Genomic DNA, 15,157 nt, shown 5'->3' with positions numbered 1-15,157 from the left:
TCCAGGACAACGTCTTGAAGAACCTGGGGCAATGAGTAGCAGTGTGTTTCGTCAAGGTACTTGATGTCAATCTGCCGCGATCGGTCGGGATAATGCCAGGTTGCCTGCGATTGTCATTGCAAGCCAAAGAACCACGGCACCATGACCACAGTGACCAGCATCACCAGCACGGTGAAGGGCACGCCGATTTTGACGAAGTCGGCGAAGCGGTATTGCCCCGGCCCCAGCACCAGCGTGTTGACCGGCGATGACACCGGCGTCATGAACGCTGCCGATGCGGCCAGCGCTACGGTCATGGCGAACGGGTAGGGCGACATGCCCAGCTGCGCCGCCGTGCTGACGGCTACTGGCGCCATCAGCACGGCAGTGGCGGTGTTGGAAATGAACAAGCCAATCACCGCCGTGACGGCGAACAGGCAGGCAAGGATGGCACTGGGGCCGGCGCCGCCCAGCACGGCGACCAGCCCGCCTACCGCCAGGTCGATACCGCCGGTTTTCTGCAGCGCCTGGGCAAATGGCAACATGCCGACGATCAGCACCAGGCTTTGCCAGTGGATGGCCCGGTAGGCGCTGTTCATGTCGATGCAACGGCCGGCACCCATCAACAGGCAGCCAATCAGCGCGGCGATGACATTGGGCACCGCGCCGCTGACCATCAGCCCGACCATCACCGCCAGGCTCAGCAATGCCTGTGGCGCACGGGTGCGGGCAGGCGCCACCTGGTCGATCTCTGCGGGCAGGCTCAGAACCAGGAAATCCTTGGGTTTGCTTTGCAACAGGCGCACCGCCTTCCAGGGGCCGACCACCAGCAGGGTGTCGCCCAGGCGCAGCTTTTCTTCCACCAGTTGTTCTTCGATAGCCGCCTGCTCGCGGCGCAGGCCGACCACGTTGAGGTCGTAGCGGGTACGGAAGGCAAGTTCCAGAATGGTCTTGCCGATCAGTTGTGAACCTGGTGGCAGTGACACCTCGGCCATGCCCAGGTCCTGGGACTGGTCGATGAAATAGGCCGCCTTGAAATGCAGCGGTTCCAGCTGCATGGTCTGGCACAGGCTGCGCAGGTCGTCACGGTTGGCGAACAGGTCGAGCAGCAGCACGTCGCCCTGTTGCAGCACGGTGCTGGACCCGGCGGAGATCACCCGGGTGGTGAACTTGTGCTGGCGCTCGATGCCAATCACGTTGGCGCCGTGCCGAGTGCGCAGCTCCAATTCGCCGAGGGTGTGGCCGATCAGTGGCGAGTTTGGGCGGATGCGCAGGCGCCGCTCACGGCCGTTGAGTTTGTAGTCCAGTACCAGGTCCAGCAGCGTGCGTCGGCTTTCCACGCGGCCATCCTTGCGCACTTCACCATTGAGCCACTTGCGAGTCAGCAGCATGTAGCCGATGCCCATCACCAGCACCACCAGGCCGAACGGGGTGAAGCTGAAGAAGCTGAAGCCCGCGTGGCCATGGCGTACCAGCTCGCTGTGCACCACAACGTTGGGTGGTGTGGCCACCAGGCTGAGCATGCCGCTGATCAGGCCGGCGAAGGCCAGTGGCATCATCAGGCGGCTGGGGGAGAGTTGCAGGCGTGCGGCGATGCTCAACACCACGGGTATGAAGATGGCGACCACGCCGGTTGAGCTCATGATCGAGCCTAGCCCGGCCACGGCCACCATCAGCAGGACCAGCAGGCGGGCCTCACTGTTGCCGGCCCGCTCGCTCATCCACTCGCCGATGCGGTAGGCGATACCGGTGCGGACCAAGCCTTCGCCAATTACGAACAGGGCAGCGATCAGTACCACGTTGGGGTCGCTGAAGCCGGCCAGGGCCTGCTCCACGGTCAGTATGCCGAGCAATGGCAGGGCGAGGATCACCAACAGCGCGACCACGTCCATGCGTGGGCGGTTGATGACGAACAGGACAATGACAATGGCCAGCAGGCCGAGGACCCAGAGCAGCTCTTGGTTCATGGGGAGGGAGTGTTCCTTCACACGGAGGCACGATAGACAGTAGCAGCCAGTGTGCCAGCTTGCGGTGAAGGGGGTGTTGATGTGCTGCAGTGTTTCGGGGGCAAGACTGTCCGGTAGGAACAGACTTGTGATGCAAAGCAGCCGGTCAAGCTGAAGATTTTGTTCGCCAGTGATGGCCCTTTCGCCGCGCAAGGCCGCGCCCCCGGTGGCCGAGGTTGCGGCCTTTCAGGCCAACGGTATCAGTGACGGTGACGGCGATGCTTCTTGCTACCGCGGTTGTCGTCGCCCAGGTGGTTGCCCAGTGCGCCACCGGCGGCGCCGCCCAGGCCGGCACCCACGGTAGAGCCGGTTTTGCCGCCTACTGCGCCGCCCAGCAGCGAGCCGCCGGCTGAACCCAGGCCACCGCCAATGGCGGCTTCGGTGCGGTTACCCTTGCGTGCGCCGACGGCACTGCCGGCCGCGCCGCCGACGCCGGCGCCGATGGCGGCGCCAGTTCTGCCGCCGAGCTGTTGGCCAACAACGTTGCCCAGGACACCACCCAGGCCACCGCCAATGGCGGCAGTGCCGTCACCGGCGAAAGCGCCCTGGCACAGCAGCAGGCCGAGGGCAAGGGAAGGCAGAGTCAGACGCATGATACGAACCTCAAAGGAATCATCAGGATGTGTTGCCGCGCAACGGGCGGCGGGTCAGGGCTGGAAAAGACGCTTCAGCGGTAGTAACGGTCACCGCGGTATTGGCGATTGTCATCATCGTCATTGTCGCGGTCATGCCGGTGGTGGTGGCGATGGTCACGGTCGCGGTCACGCCATCCATCGTCATCGTCATGGTAGCGATGGCTATGGCAACCTGCGGTGAGCAGGACAACAGCAACCAGCGAAAGGCTTGCAAAACGCATCATCACGATATAGGTCCTTGATCCGCAAAGGTTTACCGCACACCTTCTGAGACTGGGATCGATCCATTTGGTTTCCTGGACGAGTAAAAAAATGTGCTGCCGGCGATGAGCGGCCTGGCGCTGGCGATGATCGACATCGAGCGTCTCAACGCTTGAATGGCTTCAATGGTCACCGGGGCCGGTGGATGGGGTTGCGGCGCATTGGCCTAGGGTGCGGCGTGCGGGGCCCGAGAGACAGCGCCGCCAGCCTGCTGGTCCAGCCCGATGCGGCGCTTTATAAGACCAAAGCCGCCGGGTGTGACACCGTGCACATGGCGGCGCTGGTGAAGGCGGGATGAATCAGGAGGCAGGCTGGATGGCCAGCACCACTCCGTTGGTAATCTGTATCAGCACATAGTGCTCGCCCATGCGCACCCAGTGGCTTTCCTTTTCCGGCGTGGGCAGGCCCTTGGCTTTCCAGTCCTTGATGGTCTGGTCGTCACGCTTGTACTGGTCCGGAGCCTTGTCGCCGACCTTGAGCTCGCGATTGTGGGTTTCCGGGGCGGTGATGCTTTCTTCGCTGGAGGGGGCTGCGGTGGCTGCCAGTGGCAAGCAGGGTAGGGCGGCGAATAACAGGTAGTGCAGTTTCATGACGGGCTCCTTGTAACGGCATGTCTTGTCTGCGACAGCGGAATGGGCGTGACAATTCACTCGGGCTGCGTGCCAGTGCTAGAGTCGCTTCTTTTCAAAACCTCGAGGATGGAACATGCGTGCGATTCTGCCGATGGCCGTGACACTGATGCTGGTCGGTTGTGCTTCTGCGACGATGGACACTGCGCGCGGCGGCAAGCCGACTGCGCAGCTCGACTCGCACAAGGCACCAGAGCTGGTGGCGCAGTGCATCCAGTTCAGCTGGCAGGAAGAGAAGGTGTTCGGCGATGACGCCAGTGGCTACCTGGAACCGCGCAAGCAAGGGGGGTTGACCGTATATACCCGTCAGGCCGAGTCGTTCGTGGATGTGTATCCGCAGGCGGGTGGCACGCACGTGGATTACTACGCGCAGAAGAACGACAGCGTGGCGCTGCAGCGCCGGGCGGCAGCAGCGACCTGTTTGTAACCGTATCGACTTGAACGGGGGCATTCCCTTCTACACGGCTGAGGCAGCGGGTTTTACAAATTTGAGCAAGGCAGTGCTGTGGTGTGTGCAGGGTGGCGTCTAGCATCAAGCGCTTACCCTCAAGGACGACGGCTATCGAATATGTGGAATCTGACGTCTACGCGGCCGACAAGGTCTTGCCGGTGGGTACGACCTGGTCTACACCGGCATTGGCGCGCTCTGCTGGCTACCTCGTATCGAACCCTGGGCACGTACCTTGGCAGCACTGCTGAAACCGGATTACCGCCTTGCTGGGCCACGGGCTGCTACTGACGGCTCTGGTCGAGCACCAGAGCATCCCCTGAGTTACACCCTGGTGGCGGTCAAAACCTGATCAAGAAAGGAACCCGCCGTCTACATTGAGTGCGGTGCCGGTGGTGTAGCTGGAGGCATCGCTGGCCAGATACAGCACCGCGCCGGCCATTTCTTTGGGATCGGCTACGCGCTTGAGCGGGATCTGCTGCAAGGCGGCGTTGAGGATGGCATCGTTCTTGACCAGTGCCGAGGCGAATTTGGTGTCGGTCAGGCCGGGCAACAGGGCATTGCAGCGGATACCAAACTGGGCGCACTCCTTGGCGAACACCTTGGTCATGTTGATGACTGCGGCCTTGGTCACCGAATAGATGCCCTGGAACAGCCCCGGTGAAACCCCGTTGATCGACGCCACGTTGATGATGCTGCCGCCGCCATGGTCACGCATGAGCTTGCCGGCCTCTACCGACATGAAGAAATAACCCCGGATATTCACATCCACGGTCTTCTGGAAAGCGCCCGGGTCGGTGTCCAGCACGTTGCAGAACTGTGGGTTGGTGGCGGCGTTGTTGACCAGCACGTCCAGGCGCCCGAACTGTTCACGGATGCCGGCGAACACGTGCTGAATCTGCTCCAGTTCACCAATGTGGCAGGCCACCGCCGTGGCTTTGCCCCCTGCGGCGATGATGGCGTCGGCCACTTGCTGGCAACCCTCGAGCTTGCGGCTGGAAACGATCACGTGGGCCCCTTGCTGCGCCAGCAAGTGGGCGATGGCCTCGCCAATGCCACGGCTGGCGCCGGAAACGAAGGCAATCTTGCCGTCGAGGTCGAACAGGTGAGTCTTGGACATGCTGTTTTCCTTGTTAACCGTCGTCGTGGGCAATGCTCAGAGGCTGGACTTGTCGATGACCTGCAAGGTCATGTGCTCCAGCAAGCGATTCATGTGGATGAACTGTGCGAAGCGCTTGTCCTGGGTCTGGCCGTGATAAAAGCGGTAATAGATTTGCTGGACGATGCCGGCCAGGCGGAACAGGCCGTAGCAATAGTAGTAATCGAAGTTGTCCAGGCGGATGCCGGCGCGCTCGGCGTAGTAGTCGACGAACTGGCGGCGGCTCAGCATGCCGGGCGCATTGCTCGGCTGGCGGCGCATCAGTTGTACCGGCGGCGGGTCGCCGGCTTCGATCCAGTAGGCAAGGCTATTGCCCAGATCCATCAGCGGGTCACCCAAGGTGGCCATCTCCCAGTCCAGTACGCCGATGATGCGCATGGGGTTGTCAGCGTCGAGGATCACGTTGTCGAAGCGGTAGTCGTTGTGCACGATGCCTGGCCGCGGGTGGTCGGCGGGCATTTTAGCGTGCAGCCAGGCGGTTACCTGTTCCCAGCGCGGCGCGTCCGGGGTCAGGGCCTTCTCGTAGCGGCTGGTCCAGCCATCGATTTGGCGCTGTACGTAGCCTTCTGGCTTGCCCAGGTCGGCCAGGCCGCAGGCGCTGTAGTCCACTTGGTGCAGCTCCACCAAGCGGTCGATGAAGCTCTTGCACAGGGCTTCGGTACGGCTGGCGTCGAGGTTCAGTTCGGCTGGGATGTCCGAGCGCAGGATGATGCCCTTGACCCGCTCCATCACATAGAACTCGCCACCGATCAGGCTGGTGTCGGTGCAGTGTGCATAGGCCTTAGGGCAATAGGGGAAGCCGCTGTTCAGCTGGTTGAGGATGCGGAACTCGCGGCCCATGTCGTGGGCCGACTTGGCCTTCTGGCCGAACGGTGGACGACGCAGCACAAAGTCGCGATTCGGGTAGCTGACCAGGTAGGTGAGGTTGGAGGCGCCACCCGGAAACTGGCTGATGCTCGGCAGGCCGGCCAGGCCGGGAATGTGGGCTTTGAGGTAAGGGTCGATGACGGCCGCGTCGAGCTCTTCGCCGGGGCGTACCTGGGTGGACTGGTCGGTGAGCGTCATGCGTTTTCCTTATTCTCGATCGCAAGGACTATTGGCTAATCTAATGGTCTGCCGAGGTTGGAACAAGCGTGCCAGGCGCCATATAGGTGAGGGTGTTGCATCAAGATCAACTGCCTTGATGGGACCTGCCGGCTCAGCGAGTGCTCATCGTGTGAGCAGTCTCCTTGCTCCGCTGCAGGGCGCCACCTATTCCTGCAGACCCCTTGCACGGTTTGCGACCGAGGCCGCTTTCCCAGAGGGCCGCGCTAGTCGGTTGAGCCTGCGCAAGCGGGCAAAAAAAAACCGAAGCCGGTCAGGCTTCGGTTTTCCGATCATGCGGTATCCCCGGCACTCAGGACGGGAACAGCTCGCTGAGTTTCATCGACAGCATCATGTCGCCTTCAACGCGCAGCTTGCCGCCCATGAAGGCCTGCATGCCGTCGGTTTCGCCGCTGACGATGCCCTTCAGGGTTTCGCTGTCCATCACCAGGGTGCAGTTGGCATCCGGGTTCTCGCCTTCCTGCAGGTCGCAGGTGCCGTCCTTGACGATCAGGGCGTAGTGCTTGCCTTCGTCGGTGATGTTGAAGCCGAACACCAGGTCCAGGCCGGCGGCAGCGGATGGGTTGAACTTCTCTTGCATCTTTTTCACGGCATCAGCTACGGAGGTCATGGCGCATTCCTTATAGAGTGATTTACACGTCCCCGCAGGGACACAACTAGCCGGGCTTATCGGTAAGTGACGAGCTCCGGCGCCCTCAACAACTGCACATGGGCCTGGCTGTTGAAGGAAGCCAGTGCCACGTCGCGGCCGCGGAACTTCAGCTGGCTGAGCGACGTGTTGATGATCTGCCAGTTCAGCGCGAACGCCTGGCCTGGGGTAATGCGGGTAACCAGGTGGAGCAGGGCGGCAATGGTGCCGCCGGAGGTGAAAATGGCGACATTGTCGCCGCTGCCGGCAGTATCCAGCACGCGCTGCAGGGCACCTTGGACCCGGGCAGTGAACGCCTGCCAGGTCTCCAGGCCATCGTCAGCATGCTCGCCATCGTGCCAGCGCTGAACCATCAGCGCGAACAGGCGCTGGAACTCACTGCGGTGCTGGGCGGGATTGCGCAGCACTTGCAGGGCGTCGGGTTCTTCTGGCAACAGGCCGGGCAACAGTGCACGGATCACGCCGTCGGCATCGAACTCATTGAACGCTGCGTCGGTCTCAACAGCCGGCACCGGGCAGCCACTGACATGCAATGCTTGTAGCGCAATGCGCGCGGTATCCTGCTGGCGCCGAAGGTCGCCGGCCACGCAGCGGTCCAGCCGTACACCAAGCTGGGCCAGGTGTTGACCCAAGGCCTGGCTCTGGCGCACACCCACGGGCGAGAGGACGTCGTAGTCATCGGCACCGAAGGAGGCTTGGCCATGTCGGATCAGGTAGAGGTTGCCCACGGAAGGTTCCGGCCTGTTGGAGGTTGCTGCGAGGTTAGGATGCGGCACACGGGCTGTCAACGAAAAAACATACAAGCGTTTGAAAAGGTCGTTTGAAAGATGTTGCCGGCGTTTGCATCGGCTGGCAGCACTCCAGGCGCAACGGTATGCTTGCAACAAATACGCGCCGCAGTGGCGCAGGCATTTTAAGGAGTCAACGTGGAGTTTCTTGCCGAATACGCAAGCTTTCTCGCCAAAACCGCCACCCTGGTCATCGCTATCCTGGTGGTGCTTTCTGCCATAGCCGGGTTGCGTGGCAAAGGGCGGCGCAAACCGGGTGGGCAATTGCAGGTCACCCGCCTGAACGAATTCTACAAGGACTTGCGCGAGCGCCTGGAGTCCGGCCTGCTCGACAAGGCCCAGCTCAAAGTCCTGCGCAAGCAACAGGCCAAAGCGGAAAAACAGGAAAAGAAAGGCAAGGGCAAGGCCGATGAAAAGGGCCGGGTGTTCGTGCTGGATTTCGATGGTGATATCAAGGCTTCGGCCACCGAAAGCCTGCGCAACGAAATCACCGCGCTGCTGACCCTCGCCACCCCGCGTGACGAAGTGGTGCTGCGCCTGGAGAGCGGCGGTGGCCTGGTGCACAGTTACGGCCTGGCCGCCTCGCAGCTGGCGCGCATTCGCCAGGCAGGCATCCCGCTGACCGTGTGCATCGACAAAGTGGCGGCCAGTGGCGGTTACATGATGGCCTGCATCGGCGAGAAAATCGTCAGTGCCCCGTTTGCCGTGCTCGGTTCGATCGGCGTGGTGGCGCAGTTGCCCAACGTCAACCGCTTGCTGAAGAAGCACGACATCGACTTCGAAGTGCTGACCGCCGGCGAATACAAGCGCACCTTGACTGTATTTGGCGAAAACACCGAAAAGGGCCGGGAGAAATTCCAGGAAGACCTGGACATCACCCACCAGCTGTTCAAGGACTTCGTCGCCCGCTATCGCCCGCAGCTGCATATCGACGAAGTGGCCACCGGTGAAGTATGGCTGGGCGTTGCGGCACTCAACCGCAAACTGGTGGACGCGCTGCAGACCAGCGACGAGTACCTGAGCGAGCGGGCGCGCAACGCCAACCTGTTCCACCTGCACTATGCCGAGCGCAAGAGCCTGCAGGAGCGTATCGGCGTGGCCGCCAGCGGCGCGGTGGAGAACACCGTGGTGGGTTTGTGGAGTAAACTCGGCCGCCTGCGCTAACACCTTGAACCCGTTGAAATTTTTTTTCGTTCAGGGGGTTGCAAGGTTAAAGGAATGAAGACATAATGGCGCCCATCGAAACGCAGCAAACTTTGAAAAAGGTTCAGCGTTTCAAGGAGATAGCAAAGCGAAAGCAGCTAGATCCGACCTTTGAGGCCGAGTAGCAAAGTGGTTATGCTCCGGATTGCAAATCCGTCTACGCCGGTTCGATTCCGACCTCGGCCTCCACCATTCGAAAGCCCCGCAGCCATTGAGGTTGCGGGGCTTTTTTAATGCCTGCGGATTTTGTCCCGCGCTCGGTTTGGGACAAATTTGGGACACCGAAGAAAATTGCGTGTCCCAGTTGTCCCCGGCAAAATCCGGTGCATGGCCACTTACGAGCAGCGCCCAGGCGGCGCATGGCGGGCAAAGATCCGCCGGAAAGGATACCCATCTCTCTCCGCGACCTTCGATACCAAGGCCGAGGCCCAGCGCTGGGCAGCGGAGATCGAGGGCGACATGTCGCGCGCCCGTTTCGTCGATATGCGAGAGGCGGAGCGAACCACCCTGACTGAAGCCTTGGATCGGTACTCCAGGGAAGTCAGCTCGACCAAGAAAGGCGCGAAGCAGGAGCAGACCCGGATCAACAAGTGGAAGAAGCATCCATTTGCCGGGAAAGGCCTGGCTGCTTTGCGATCAAGTGATTTTGCGTCGTACAGGGATGAAGAGCTCAAGGCGGGCAAGTCCACGGCCACGGTCAGGCTCGACCTGGCAATCATCAGCCACCTGTTCACGGTAGCCATCAAGGACTGGGGTATTGAGGGGTTGAGCAACCCGGTTATGAAACTTCGCATGCCCAAAGGGGCAAAGGAGAGGGATCGCCGACCGAAGAGCTTCGAACTGGCCGGCGTGATCGAGAAGGCGGGGGCGATTCACGCCGAGATGCCGGCGATCATCCAGATTGCGGTGGAGACGGCGATGCGACGCAGCGAGCTCCTGGGCCTGCGCCGGGAGAATGTGAAGGCGAAGCATGTGCTGCTCGAGGACACCAAGAATGGTACCCGGCGCCTGGTCCCACTTTCCACCAAGGCGCGGGCGCTCCTTGACGGGTTGCCGGCGCGCCTGGATGGAAAAGTGTTCTCGCTGGCGCCGCACTCGGTGAGCCAGTACTTCAACCGGGCCTGCAAAGCGGCCAAGGTGGAAGACCTGCACTTCCATGACCTGCGCCACGAAGGTACATCCCGGCTTTTCGAGAAGGGTCTGTCGATCATGGAGGTGGCCTCCATCACCGGCCATAAAACCATGAGCATGCTCAAGCGATACACCCACCTGTGCCCGGACGCGCTGGCGGATAAGCTGGGTTAGCGGACACTGGCCAGCGTCGGCGGAGCTTGGCGCTTCCGGCCGGGCTTGGCCGGAGTGTGTAGGCCCTGTTCGAACTCCTGCAGGAACTCGCGCACCGTGCTGACCCGCCAGCACACGCGCGCGCCCTGCTTGAAAAAAGGGGGCAGCCACGCTGCACCGGCTTGCCGGGCGCTGCGAATGGCTGACTCAGACCGACCCAGCAGCTTTGCCAGTTCGGGAATGTGGATGATCTCTGGTTCCATTTAGGGCTCCTGCCGTACCCGGCGGTGATCAGTAGGATGCAACGATCTTCTTCCGCTGCTCGTGCAGCGCGTTTTCTTTCGCAAGCTGCGCGTCGCGGTCAGCCAGCCATTTCCTCGCTTTGTCCTGCGCAGCCTTGGCGCTGGTGAACAGCTTCGGCTTCGGGTGCTTCACGCCTTGGCTGTCCACGCAGAACAACCCGTTGCGCACGATGGTGACCTCCCGTACGGCGAAATCCTCGCCCAGGGTGTAGGCCTTGAATGGGGTCGTCATGGCTGATCCTCAGGCGGTGAAGTGGTGCCCGACCTTCGCCGCCCGGGCGGCTTCCTCGGTGCGGAACATGAGTCGTGTTTTGCTGGTGCTGCCCCAACTGTTGTATTCGACGTCGACCCACCAGGCGCCGAACTTGCGGTACGGCGCGCCGAGGATCTTCGTGACGTAGCAGTCGATCAGGTTCATGGGTGGTCTCCACGCCGCCGGTGGCGGCAGGTTGGTGGTCAGGGGGAAGTTTTTTCGAGCACTGCGTCGGCGACCTTCAGTGCGGCTTGGGCATCGTTGACGTACGCCGGATCGAAGCCGTCCGTGTAATGGATCACCCGCTGGCAGGCGTCCAGCTCTTTGCGCAACAGGCGCAGCGCCTGCACCAGTTCTTCTTGCAGCGCTCCCTCGGCCCGGCCGACATTCCAAAACTCCTGACCCCAGTGATCAGCAGGCGGCGGGTTTCTGTTTTGCTTGCCGCAAGCCATGGCCCCGATGATCACGTCGCAGAGCAGGCGCTTGTAGATGTTCTCGCCATCCAGGCCCAGGCCACCGCGCCGGCGCAGGGTGTTCACGACCTCGTCGACGTTGAGGCCGCTGTCCTTGAGCACGATGTCGAGCTCAGGCTTCTCAGGGGTGTATATGACCAGAGCCAGCTTGGCTTCCGGCCAGAGATCGGCCGCCAGGCGCTCCAAGCAGTCGTTCGCGGTGTGGTGGAATCGTTCTGTTGCGGACATAGGTAATCCTCGCCTGCGCCTGTCGGCGGGCTCATGTGGTTTAATCGGGGTTCAAGAGGAGGAGCGATATGGCCAAGGAAACAAGAAAGCCGTGGGGCTATGCAGCAGTAACCCTGATACCAACTGGCGTCGGGTTCGCTTTCAGTGGGCTGATGACAGGTCAGCCTGGCTTCATCTACAGCGGCCTTGGCATGGCCATACCAGGTGTATTGCTGGCCGTGACGCACTTCTGGTCGGCACGCCGGCGGGCTTGAGTTGTAGGGGGAGGGGTTATGCTGCTTTCTTGAGCCTGGGCGGGCTCGGCGGATAGCCGAAGTACATGCGGCTGCGCCCGGTGTAGCCGCATTCTCGGCAGCCAGCTGCCGGGTGGGCGTTGTAGCCATAGCTGCAGCTTGAGCAATCGCAGCTGCAACCTGAACACTCCACGGAACACACTCCCAGTACCTCGACTTCGCCTTCCCGGTTGATGGAGTAGTTGTGTCGTCGGTCCAGGCGGAAGCCGGTGATCTTCTCGGCTTCCTCATAGGTGGCTGGGATTACGCGGAACCCCCACTTGGCGGTCGGGTCATCAACTGTGCGAGTAACCTTCCTCATCGCGGCCCCCTGTAGATCAGGTATGCCATGTAGGCGAGGGCGATCATGGCGCCACCTGCTTGCGGTAGCCGGCGTCGTACAGCGTCAATCCCATTTTGATCTGCCCGGGAGTTGGGGATTCATGCCCGGCGGCCAGGCACATTTGTCGCGCAGCCCGCTGACGCTCTTCCTCCGCCCGTTGCTCAGGAGAGCTGAGCGGCCGGAAATCGTACTCGCTGAGATGGCCGCAGTTTTCTTCGCCGCCCTCGCGATAAGTGACCAAAAACAGCTGTGCGCCCATGGCAGTGATGGTCACTTCCTGAAATCCAGGCCGAGCCCAATCTTCTGTGGAGCGCTTGTTCTTCATTTCGATCTTCTGGCCAATAGGAGGAAGACCTTCGCCATCCCAGCGCGCCGGCCGCGGCGTGATGTACTGCACCTGGCCTCGCGTGAAGTTGTGCCGGTGATCGCCACTGCCGCCGCCATAGGGATAGGCTCGATCCTCGGCGCCGACCACTGCGTACTGGTCCGTGTTGATCCACACCTCGGTTATGCCGTGGTGGGCGACCAGGCCGTGCCCATCGGCCCATTCTGGTGCCTTGCTCCAATCGATCTTGCTCACAGCTGATACCTCTCATCAATCCAGCGCCCAGGCGCCAGTGCGGGTGTAGGTTCGGGTTGTGTTTCGTGCGGGGAGAGCTGGCGCTGGCTGCCGGCCTGCAGCTGGCTGTCGGGGATGCAGCTGATGCCGACCCCGTTGAGCAGGTAGCAGGTGACGCCGCGCTGGCTGTCGTGCTGCACGTCGATGATGTTCTCGGTTGCGCTGGCGCCGGTGGCCAGCAGCAGGAGGCAGAGGGCGAGGCGGGTCATGACTTAAGCGCCTCCACGCCCTGGTCGATTGCGCGGTCGAGCGCATCATTGGCAAGAATGTCCTCATGCTCGGCGTAGCCGCAGATGATGGGCGGCATGTTGTATTCGCTGCCGAGATCTTCCTGGCCGTCCGGGTCACGCAGCCAGCGATACCGCGCTGCGTCAGCTCGCAGGGCGCGGACTTCTGCAATCAGGGCCAACATGACTGCAGGCCGGGCGGCGCGGTAGTAGGCCTCTGCGTGAACGTGTGGCTCGCCGATCCCGTAGAACTGCACACCCAGAGCCACGCCGTCGTAGTTCAGGTAGTCGGCCGTCAGCTCGACGGAGCCTTCGCCGCCGCACCCTGGGCATTCCATCCAGCCTTCTTCGGCTCCGCCGACTTGGGCGCTGACGAAGTCTTGCGGCGTTGCGGCCTTGGCTGCTGCCTCGATGGCGTCGAGGTCCAACTCAATTTTTTCGGACACAGGGATTCCTTGGCCGCCATATCGCGGCAGTGAATAGAGGGGAGAGGGGTTGCAGCAAGGAGTACAGATGTTCTCTACAGCGCGAGTTCGGTCTGTGGCTCGCGCTGCCAGGTCGGTGCGCTGGTATGCGCCTCTATACGATCAGCGATCACGCTGGCGCGCTGGCCGGCGGAAGGCGGGGTGTACATGCCGAAGCGGCTGATGCTGCCGCCGTTCACTGCAGCGTTCGTGCTGTCAGCCGATGCGAGCGGCAGGCTCTGGAAGATCGCCGGGTCAAGCATCCGCAGGCCGTGCAGGCGGCATATTGGCCGGCCTTGGTCATCACATACTGCGTCCATTGCCGCGCCCATGCGCTTCCACCATGCTGCGGTGCCCGGCGAGCGCCACTGGCCTGAACTGCCCAGGGCAACCGTGCGCCAGGACTTGGCCAGGCGCTGCAGGCGCTCGATCGACTCATGCATGTGCCAGACCGGCACACCGGGCAGATGGCCAGGCCATTGCTCGAGCAGCCGATCGTTGGCGTCTTCGTCCCCGTCGATCACGTCAGGGATTAGGGCCCAGTCGAATCCGGGGTGCCGGTGCCAGTCACCCACCCAGCGGGTGTACCCTTCGACATCTACTTGGCCGCCTTTCTTCCAGACGGTGAACGCGCCGTTATCGAAAACGAAGGACTGGCAGGCCTCGGCGACAATGCCCATGTCGTCTTGCCGCGGGAATGGCACCAAGGCGTGTCGGCCGGCAAGCAACCGCGCCGCATCCTGCCGGGTGCCGCCGATTGGCGTGCCGTGGTAATGAATCATCCGCTCCGCCTCACTGTTTCGATCTCGACGCCCAGGTGCTGCTCGGATGGCGCGATGACAGTCATAGGCCCCAGCCCAACAATCTGCAGCCCAGTCTCCGCCGCATCCCGCTCCGCCCCTACTTTGGTCCACCAGATGGCAGTACCAACCATCCAGGCTATAGGCTCGGGGTGGGGCTGCTGGGCAGGCAGTAGATCGGATAGCGCGATATCCGGCGCGGTGCACTGGGCAGCATCAATCGCTGCCATGGCTAGGGCGCGGTCAGTCATGGTCGGAACGCCCTTCAGGCGAGTGATGCACGCTGTAGCAGCGTCGACCTGCTTTTCGGTCCAGATGCTGCGCTCAACCAGCATGAACCCTTCGGGCACGCTGACCATCTCGGTGTTGCTGGATCGGTTTTCTGTGGGCATGGGATACCTCCGCGTCATGCGGCTTCGGCTTGGGATGAGGTGATGCGCCACGGGTCGTTTGCCCGGGCGAGGGCGGCCATCGGCGGCGGGCTGACGCTGTTGCCGCACATGTGCACCTGCTCAGTTTTGGTGAACGGCTTGCCGTCGGCGCCCTTGTCGATGATGTAGCTGGCCGGGAAGCCTTGGGCGCGGTACAGCTCGTGCGGCTGCAACATGCGAAGGCCGATATCTACGATCACATAGGGCGTTCCCTTCACGAAGACGGTGACCAGGCCCAGGCGGTCCTTGGTGGTAACCGTCGGTGCCGGCGCGTCGCAGGCGCTGATGTTTTCCGTGCCGTAGTAGCTGATCAGGAACGCTGCTACCCGCAGGGCGCCTTCCTCATGCTCCGGCGACAGCTTGTACTCGACCAAGGCGTGGTGCTCGGCGCCGGCGGTCATTGTCGGCACTAGGTCATCTACGGGACGGCCTACGCAGTTGCGGCGGAGCGTGGCCAGGCTGGCGGTCACTAGGCGCTGCTGGCTGCCGGTGTTGGTGACCGTGGTCAGCGGCTCGTCCGCTCCCTTCGCTGGCGTGGTGTTGAACCCGCCGTTGGCCTGCTCGATGAAGGCTGTCACCAGCGCCCGGTGGCTCTGCGTC

23 protein-coding genes, 1 tRNA gene and 1 pseudogene are annotated in these 15,157 nt (G+C 62.3%); 6 read left to right on the top strand and 19 right to left on the bottom strand.

The window, feature by feature from the left end; translation table 11 throughout:
• Positions 1 to 113: 113 nt before the first annotated feature.
• The 4 genes from OO258_RS24870 to OO258_RS24855 all read right to left on the bottom strand — a co-directional run bounded on the left by OO258_RS24870 (position 114) and on the right by OO258_RS24855 (position 3,471).
• Positions 114 to 1,946: an SLC13 family permease gene (locus OO258_RS24870; protein ID WP_266033904.1), complete on the bottom strand. Its 1,833-nt coding sequence runs from the start codon at positions 1,944 to 1,946 to the stop codon at positions 114 to 116.
• 239 nt (positions 1,947 to 2,185) lie between these two features.
• Positions 2,186 to 2,578, bottom strand: a complete 393-nt coding sequence (locus OO258_RS24865) for a glycine zipper domain-containing protein (RefSeq protein WP_110743873.1) — start codon at positions 2,576 to 2,578, stop codon at positions 2,186 to 2,188.
• Between the two features lie 74 nt (positions 2,579 to 2,652).
• Positions 2,653 to 2,844 (bottom strand): hypothetical protein, encoded by a 192-nt coding sequence (locus OO258_RS24860; protein WP_266033899.1) that lies wholly within the window; start codon positions 2,842 to 2,844, stop codon positions 2,653 to 2,655.
• A 336-nt stretch (positions 2,845 to 3,180) separates the two neighbouring features.
• Positions 3,181 to 3,471 carry an RcnB family protein gene (locus tag OO258_RS24855; protein ID WP_110743876.1) on the bottom strand — a complete coding sequence of 97 codons (291 nt, stop codon included), beginning with the start codon at positions 3,469 to 3,471 and terminating at the stop codon, positions 3,181 to 3,183.
• A 115-nt stretch (positions 3,472 to 3,586) separates the two neighbouring features.
• Between OO258_RS24855 and OO258_RS24850 the strand changes: the two genes are divergently transcribed.
• Together OO258_RS24850 and OO258_RS24845 are read left to right on the top strand one after the other, a co-directional pair.
• A complete protein-coding gene (locus tag OO258_RS24850) occupies positions 3,587 to 3,937 on the top strand; it encodes a hypothetical protein (RefSeq protein WP_266033894.1) in 351 nt (116 codons plus the stop codon).
• Between the two features lie 134 nt (positions 3,938 to 4,071).
• Positions 4,072 to 4,226: pseudogene (locus OO258_RS24845) on the top strand (SAM-dependent methyltransferase); the annotation flags it as partial.
• A gap of 84 nt (positions 4,227 to 4,310) precedes the next feature.
• On the opposite strand, the gene OO258_RS24840 reads toward OO258_RS24845, so the two are convergent.
• The 4 genes from OO258_RS24840 to OO258_RS24825 form a co-directional block, all read right to left on the bottom strand.
• Positions 4,311 to 5,078 carry an SDR family oxidoreductase gene (locus OO258_RS24840; RefSeq protein ID WP_110743879.1) on the bottom strand — a complete coding sequence of 256 codons (768 nt, stop codon included), beginning with the start codon at positions 5,076 to 5,078 and terminating at the stop codon, positions 4,311 to 4,313.
• A 36-nt stretch (positions 5,079 to 5,114) separates the two neighbouring features.
• Positions 5,115 to 6,182, bottom strand: a complete 1,068-nt coding sequence (locus OO258_RS24835; RefSeq protein ID WP_266033890.1) for a phosphotransferase family protein — start codon at positions 6,180 to 6,182, stop codon at positions 5,115 to 5,117.
• Between the two features lie 331 nt (positions 6,183 to 6,513).
• Entirely contained in the window at positions 6,514 to 6,831 is a 318-nt protein-coding gene (locus tag OO258_RS24830; protein ID WP_046614879.1) for an SCP2 sterol-binding domain-containing protein, read from the bottom strand.
• A gap of 56 nt (positions 6,832 to 6,887) precedes the next feature.
• Positions 6,888 to 7,598, bottom strand: coding sequence for a histidine phosphatase family protein (locus tag OO258_RS24825; RefSeq protein WP_266033879.1), 711 nt, complete (start codon positions 7,596 to 7,598; stop codon positions 6,888 to 6,890).
• A gap of 198 nt (positions 7,599 to 7,796) precedes the next feature.
• On the opposite strand from OO258_RS24825, the gene sohB reads away from it, so the two are divergent.
• The 3 genes from sohB (at position 7,797) to OO258_RS24810 (ending at position 10,166) form a co-directional block, all read left to right on the top strand.
• Positions 7,797 to 8,822 (top strand): protease SohB, encoded by a 1,026-nt coding sequence (gene sohB / locus OO258_RS24820; protein WP_266033876.1) that lies wholly within the window; start codon positions 7,797 to 7,799, stop codon positions 8,820 to 8,822.
• Between the two features lie 154 nt (positions 8,823 to 8,976).
• Positions 8,977 to 9,050: transfer RNA gene (locus OO258_RS24815), tRNA-Cys, on the top strand.
• A 138-nt stretch (positions 9,051 to 9,188) separates the two neighbouring features.
• Positions 9,189 to 10,166, top strand: a complete 978-nt coding sequence (locus OO258_RS24810) for a site-specific integrase (RefSeq protein ID WP_266033873.1) — start codon at positions 9,189 to 9,191, stop codon at positions 10,164 to 10,166.
• On the opposite strand, the gene OO258_RS24805 is transcribed toward OO258_RS24810, so the two are convergent.
• From OO258_RS24805 to OO258_RS24790, 4 genes are read right to left on the bottom strand one after another with little or no spacing between them, the layout of a single operon-like run.
• The gene (locus tag OO258_RS24805) at positions 10,163 to 10,408 is read right to left on the bottom strand and encodes a helix-turn-helix transcriptional regulator (RefSeq protein WP_064590544.1); all 246 of its coding nucleotides are present in this window, start codon (positions 10,406 to 10,408) and stop codon (positions 10,163 to 10,165) included. The genes OO258_RS24810 and OO258_RS24805 overlap by 4 nt on opposite strands.
• A 28-nt stretch (positions 10,409 to 10,436) precedes the next feature.
• Complete coding sequence (locus OO258_RS24800; RefSeq protein WP_232889323.1) at positions 10,437 to 10,679, bottom strand: hypothetical protein; 243 nt, start codon at positions 10,677 to 10,679, stop codon at positions 10,437 to 10,439.
• A 9-nt stretch (positions 10,680 to 10,688) separates the two neighbouring features.
• The gene (locus OO258_RS24795) at positions 10,689 to 10,865 is read right to left on the bottom strand and encodes a hypothetical protein (RefSeq protein ID WP_266033864.1); all 177 of its coding nucleotides are present in this window, start codon (positions 10,863 to 10,865) and stop codon (positions 10,689 to 10,691) included.
• Positions 10,866 to 10,903: 38 nt separating this feature from the next.
• Positions 10,904 to 11,401 carry a hypothetical protein gene (locus OO258_RS24790; protein ID WP_266033861.1) on the bottom strand — a complete coding sequence of 166 codons (498 nt, stop codon included), beginning with the start codon at positions 11,399 to 11,401 and terminating at the stop codon, positions 10,904 to 10,906.
• 68 nt (positions 11,402 to 11,469) lie between these two features.
• On the opposite strand from OO258_RS24790, the gene OO258_RS24785 reads away from it, so the two are divergent.
• The gene (locus tag OO258_RS24785) at positions 11,470 to 11,655 is read left to right on the top strand and encodes a hypothetical protein (RefSeq protein ID WP_266033859.1); all 186 of its coding nucleotides are present in this window, start codon (positions 11,470 to 11,472) and stop codon (positions 11,653 to 11,655) included.
• A 16-nt stretch (positions 11,656 to 11,671) separates the two neighbouring features.
• Here OO258_RS24785 and OO258_RS24780 read toward each other — a convergent pair whose 3' ends face one another.
• From OO258_RS24780 to OO258_RS24750, 7 genes are all read right to left on the bottom strand, one after another.
• Positions 11,672 to 11,995 carry a hypothetical protein gene (locus tag OO258_RS24780; RefSeq protein ID WP_266033854.1) on the bottom strand — a complete coding sequence of 108 codons (324 nt, stop codon included), beginning with the start codon at positions 11,993 to 11,995 and terminating at the stop codon, positions 11,672 to 11,674.
• Positions 11,996 to 12,038: 43 nt separating this feature from the next.
• On the bottom strand, positions 12,039 to 12,596 hold the full coding sequence (locus OO258_RS24775) for a hypothetical protein (protein WP_266033852.1): 558 nt from the start codon (positions 12,594 to 12,596) through the stop codon (positions 12,039 to 12,041).
• Positions 12,593 to 12,844, bottom strand: coding sequence for a hypothetical protein (locus OO258_RS24770; RefSeq protein WP_266033847.1), 252 nt, complete (start codon positions 12,842 to 12,844; stop codon positions 12,593 to 12,595). The genes OO258_RS24775 and OO258_RS24770 overlap by 4 nt, the downstream gene beginning before the upstream one ends.
• Positions 12,841 to 13,308 (bottom strand): hypothetical protein, encoded by a 468-nt coding sequence (locus OO258_RS24765; RefSeq protein ID WP_266033845.1) that lies wholly within the window; start codon positions 13,306 to 13,308, stop codon positions 12,841 to 12,843. The genes OO258_RS24770 and OO258_RS24765 overlap by 4 nt, the downstream gene beginning before the upstream one ends.
• Before the next feature lie 74 nt (positions 13,309 to 13,382).
• Positions 13,383 to 14,108, bottom strand: a complete 726-nt coding sequence (locus OO258_RS24760; protein ID WP_266033842.1) for a hypothetical protein — start codon at positions 14,106 to 14,108, stop codon at positions 13,383 to 13,385.
• Positions 14,105 to 14,518 carry a hypothetical protein gene (locus OO258_RS24755; RefSeq protein WP_266033839.1) on the bottom strand — a complete coding sequence of 138 codons (414 nt, stop codon included), beginning with the start codon at positions 14,516 to 14,518 and terminating at the stop codon, positions 14,105 to 14,107. Before OO258_RS24755 ends, OO258_RS24760 begins: the two co-directional genes overlap by 4 nt.
• A gap of 14 nt (positions 14,519 to 14,532) precedes the next feature.
• A partial coding sequence (locus OO258_RS24750; RefSeq protein WP_266033835.1) for a DNA cytosine methyltransferase occupies positions 14,533 to 15,157 on the bottom strand: 625 nt, incomplete at its 5' end.

Origin of the sequence: Pseudomonas sp. DCB_BI, from assembly GCF_026240995.1 — a bacterium.
Lineage (GTDB): Bacteria > Pseudomonadota > Gammaproteobacteria > Pseudomonadales > Pseudomonadaceae > Aquipseudomonas.
The sequence above is the reverse complement of the archived record's forward strand: the minus strand, read 5'-3'. Positions and strand labels throughout refer to the sequence as shown.

Coding starts and splice junctions, on each gene's coding strand:
- OO258_RS24835 (WP_266033890.1), bottom strand. CDS start 6,182: ATGACGCTCACCGACCAGTCCACCCAGGTACGCCCCGGCGAAGAGCTC.
- OO258_RS24790 (WP_266033861.1), bottom strand. CDS start 11,401: ATGTCCGCAACAGAACGATTCCACCACACCGCGAACGACTGCTTGGAG.
- OO258_RS24800 (WP_232889323.1), bottom strand. CDS start 10,679: ATGACGACCCCATTCAAGGCCTACACCCTGGGCGAGGATTTCGCCGTA.
- OO258_RS24855 (WP_110743876.1), bottom strand. CDS start 3,471: ATGAAACTGCACTACCTGTTATTCGCCGCCCTACCCTGCTTGCCACTG.
- OO258_RS24770 (WP_266033847.1), bottom strand. CDS start 12,844: ATGACCCGCCTCGCCCTCTGCCTCCTGCTGCTGGCCACCGGCGCCAGC.
- OO258_RS24850 (WP_266033894.1), top strand. CDS start 3,587: ATGCGTGCGATTCTGCCGATGGCCGTGACACTGATGCTGGTCGGTTGT.
- OO258_RS24840 (WP_110743879.1), bottom strand. CDS start 5,078: ATGTCCAAGACTCACCTGTTCGACCTCGACGGCAAGATTGCCTTCGTT.
- OO258_RS24780 (WP_266033854.1), bottom strand. CDS start 11,995: ATGAGGAAGGTTACTCGCACAGTTGATGACCCGACCGCCAAGTGGGGG.
- OO258_RS24755 (WP_266033839.1), bottom strand. CDS start 14,518: ATGCCCACAGAAAACCGATCCAGCAACACCGAGATGGTCAGCGTGCCC.
- OO258_RS24870 (WP_266033904.1), bottom strand. CDS start 1,946: ATGAACCAAGAGCTGCTCTGGGTCCTCGGCCTGCTGGCCATTGTCATT.
- OO258_RS24785 (WP_266033859.1), top strand. CDS start 11,470: ATGGCCAAGGAAACAAGAAAGCCGTGGGGCTATGCAGCAGTAACCCTG.
- OO258_RS24830 (WP_046614879.1), bottom strand. CDS start 6,831: ATGACCTCCGTAGCTGATGCCGTGAAAAAGATGCAAGAGAAGTTCAAC.
- OO258_RS24810 (WP_266033873.1), top strand. CDS start 9,189: ATGGCCACTTACGAGCAGCGCCCAGGCGGCGCATGGCGGGCAAAGATC.
- OO258_RS24860 (WP_266033899.1), bottom strand. CDS start 2,844: ATGATGCGTTTTGCAAGCCTTTCGCTGGTTGCTGTTGTCCTGCTCACC.
- OO258_RS24865 (WP_110743873.1), bottom strand. CDS start 2,578: ATGCGTCTGACTCTGCCTTCCCTTGCCCTCGGCCTGCTGCTGTGCCAG.
- OO258_RS24795 (WP_266033864.1), bottom strand. CDS start 10,865: ATGAACCTGATCGACTGCTACGTCACGAAGATCCTCGGCGCGCCGTAC.
- OO258_RS24805 (WP_064590544.1), bottom strand. CDS start 10,408: ATGGAACCAGAGATCATCCACATTCCCGAACTGGCAAAGCTGCTGGGT.
- OO258_RS24760 (WP_266033842.1), bottom strand. CDS start 14,108: ATGATTCATTACCACGGCACGCCAATCGGCGGCACCCGGCAGGATGCG.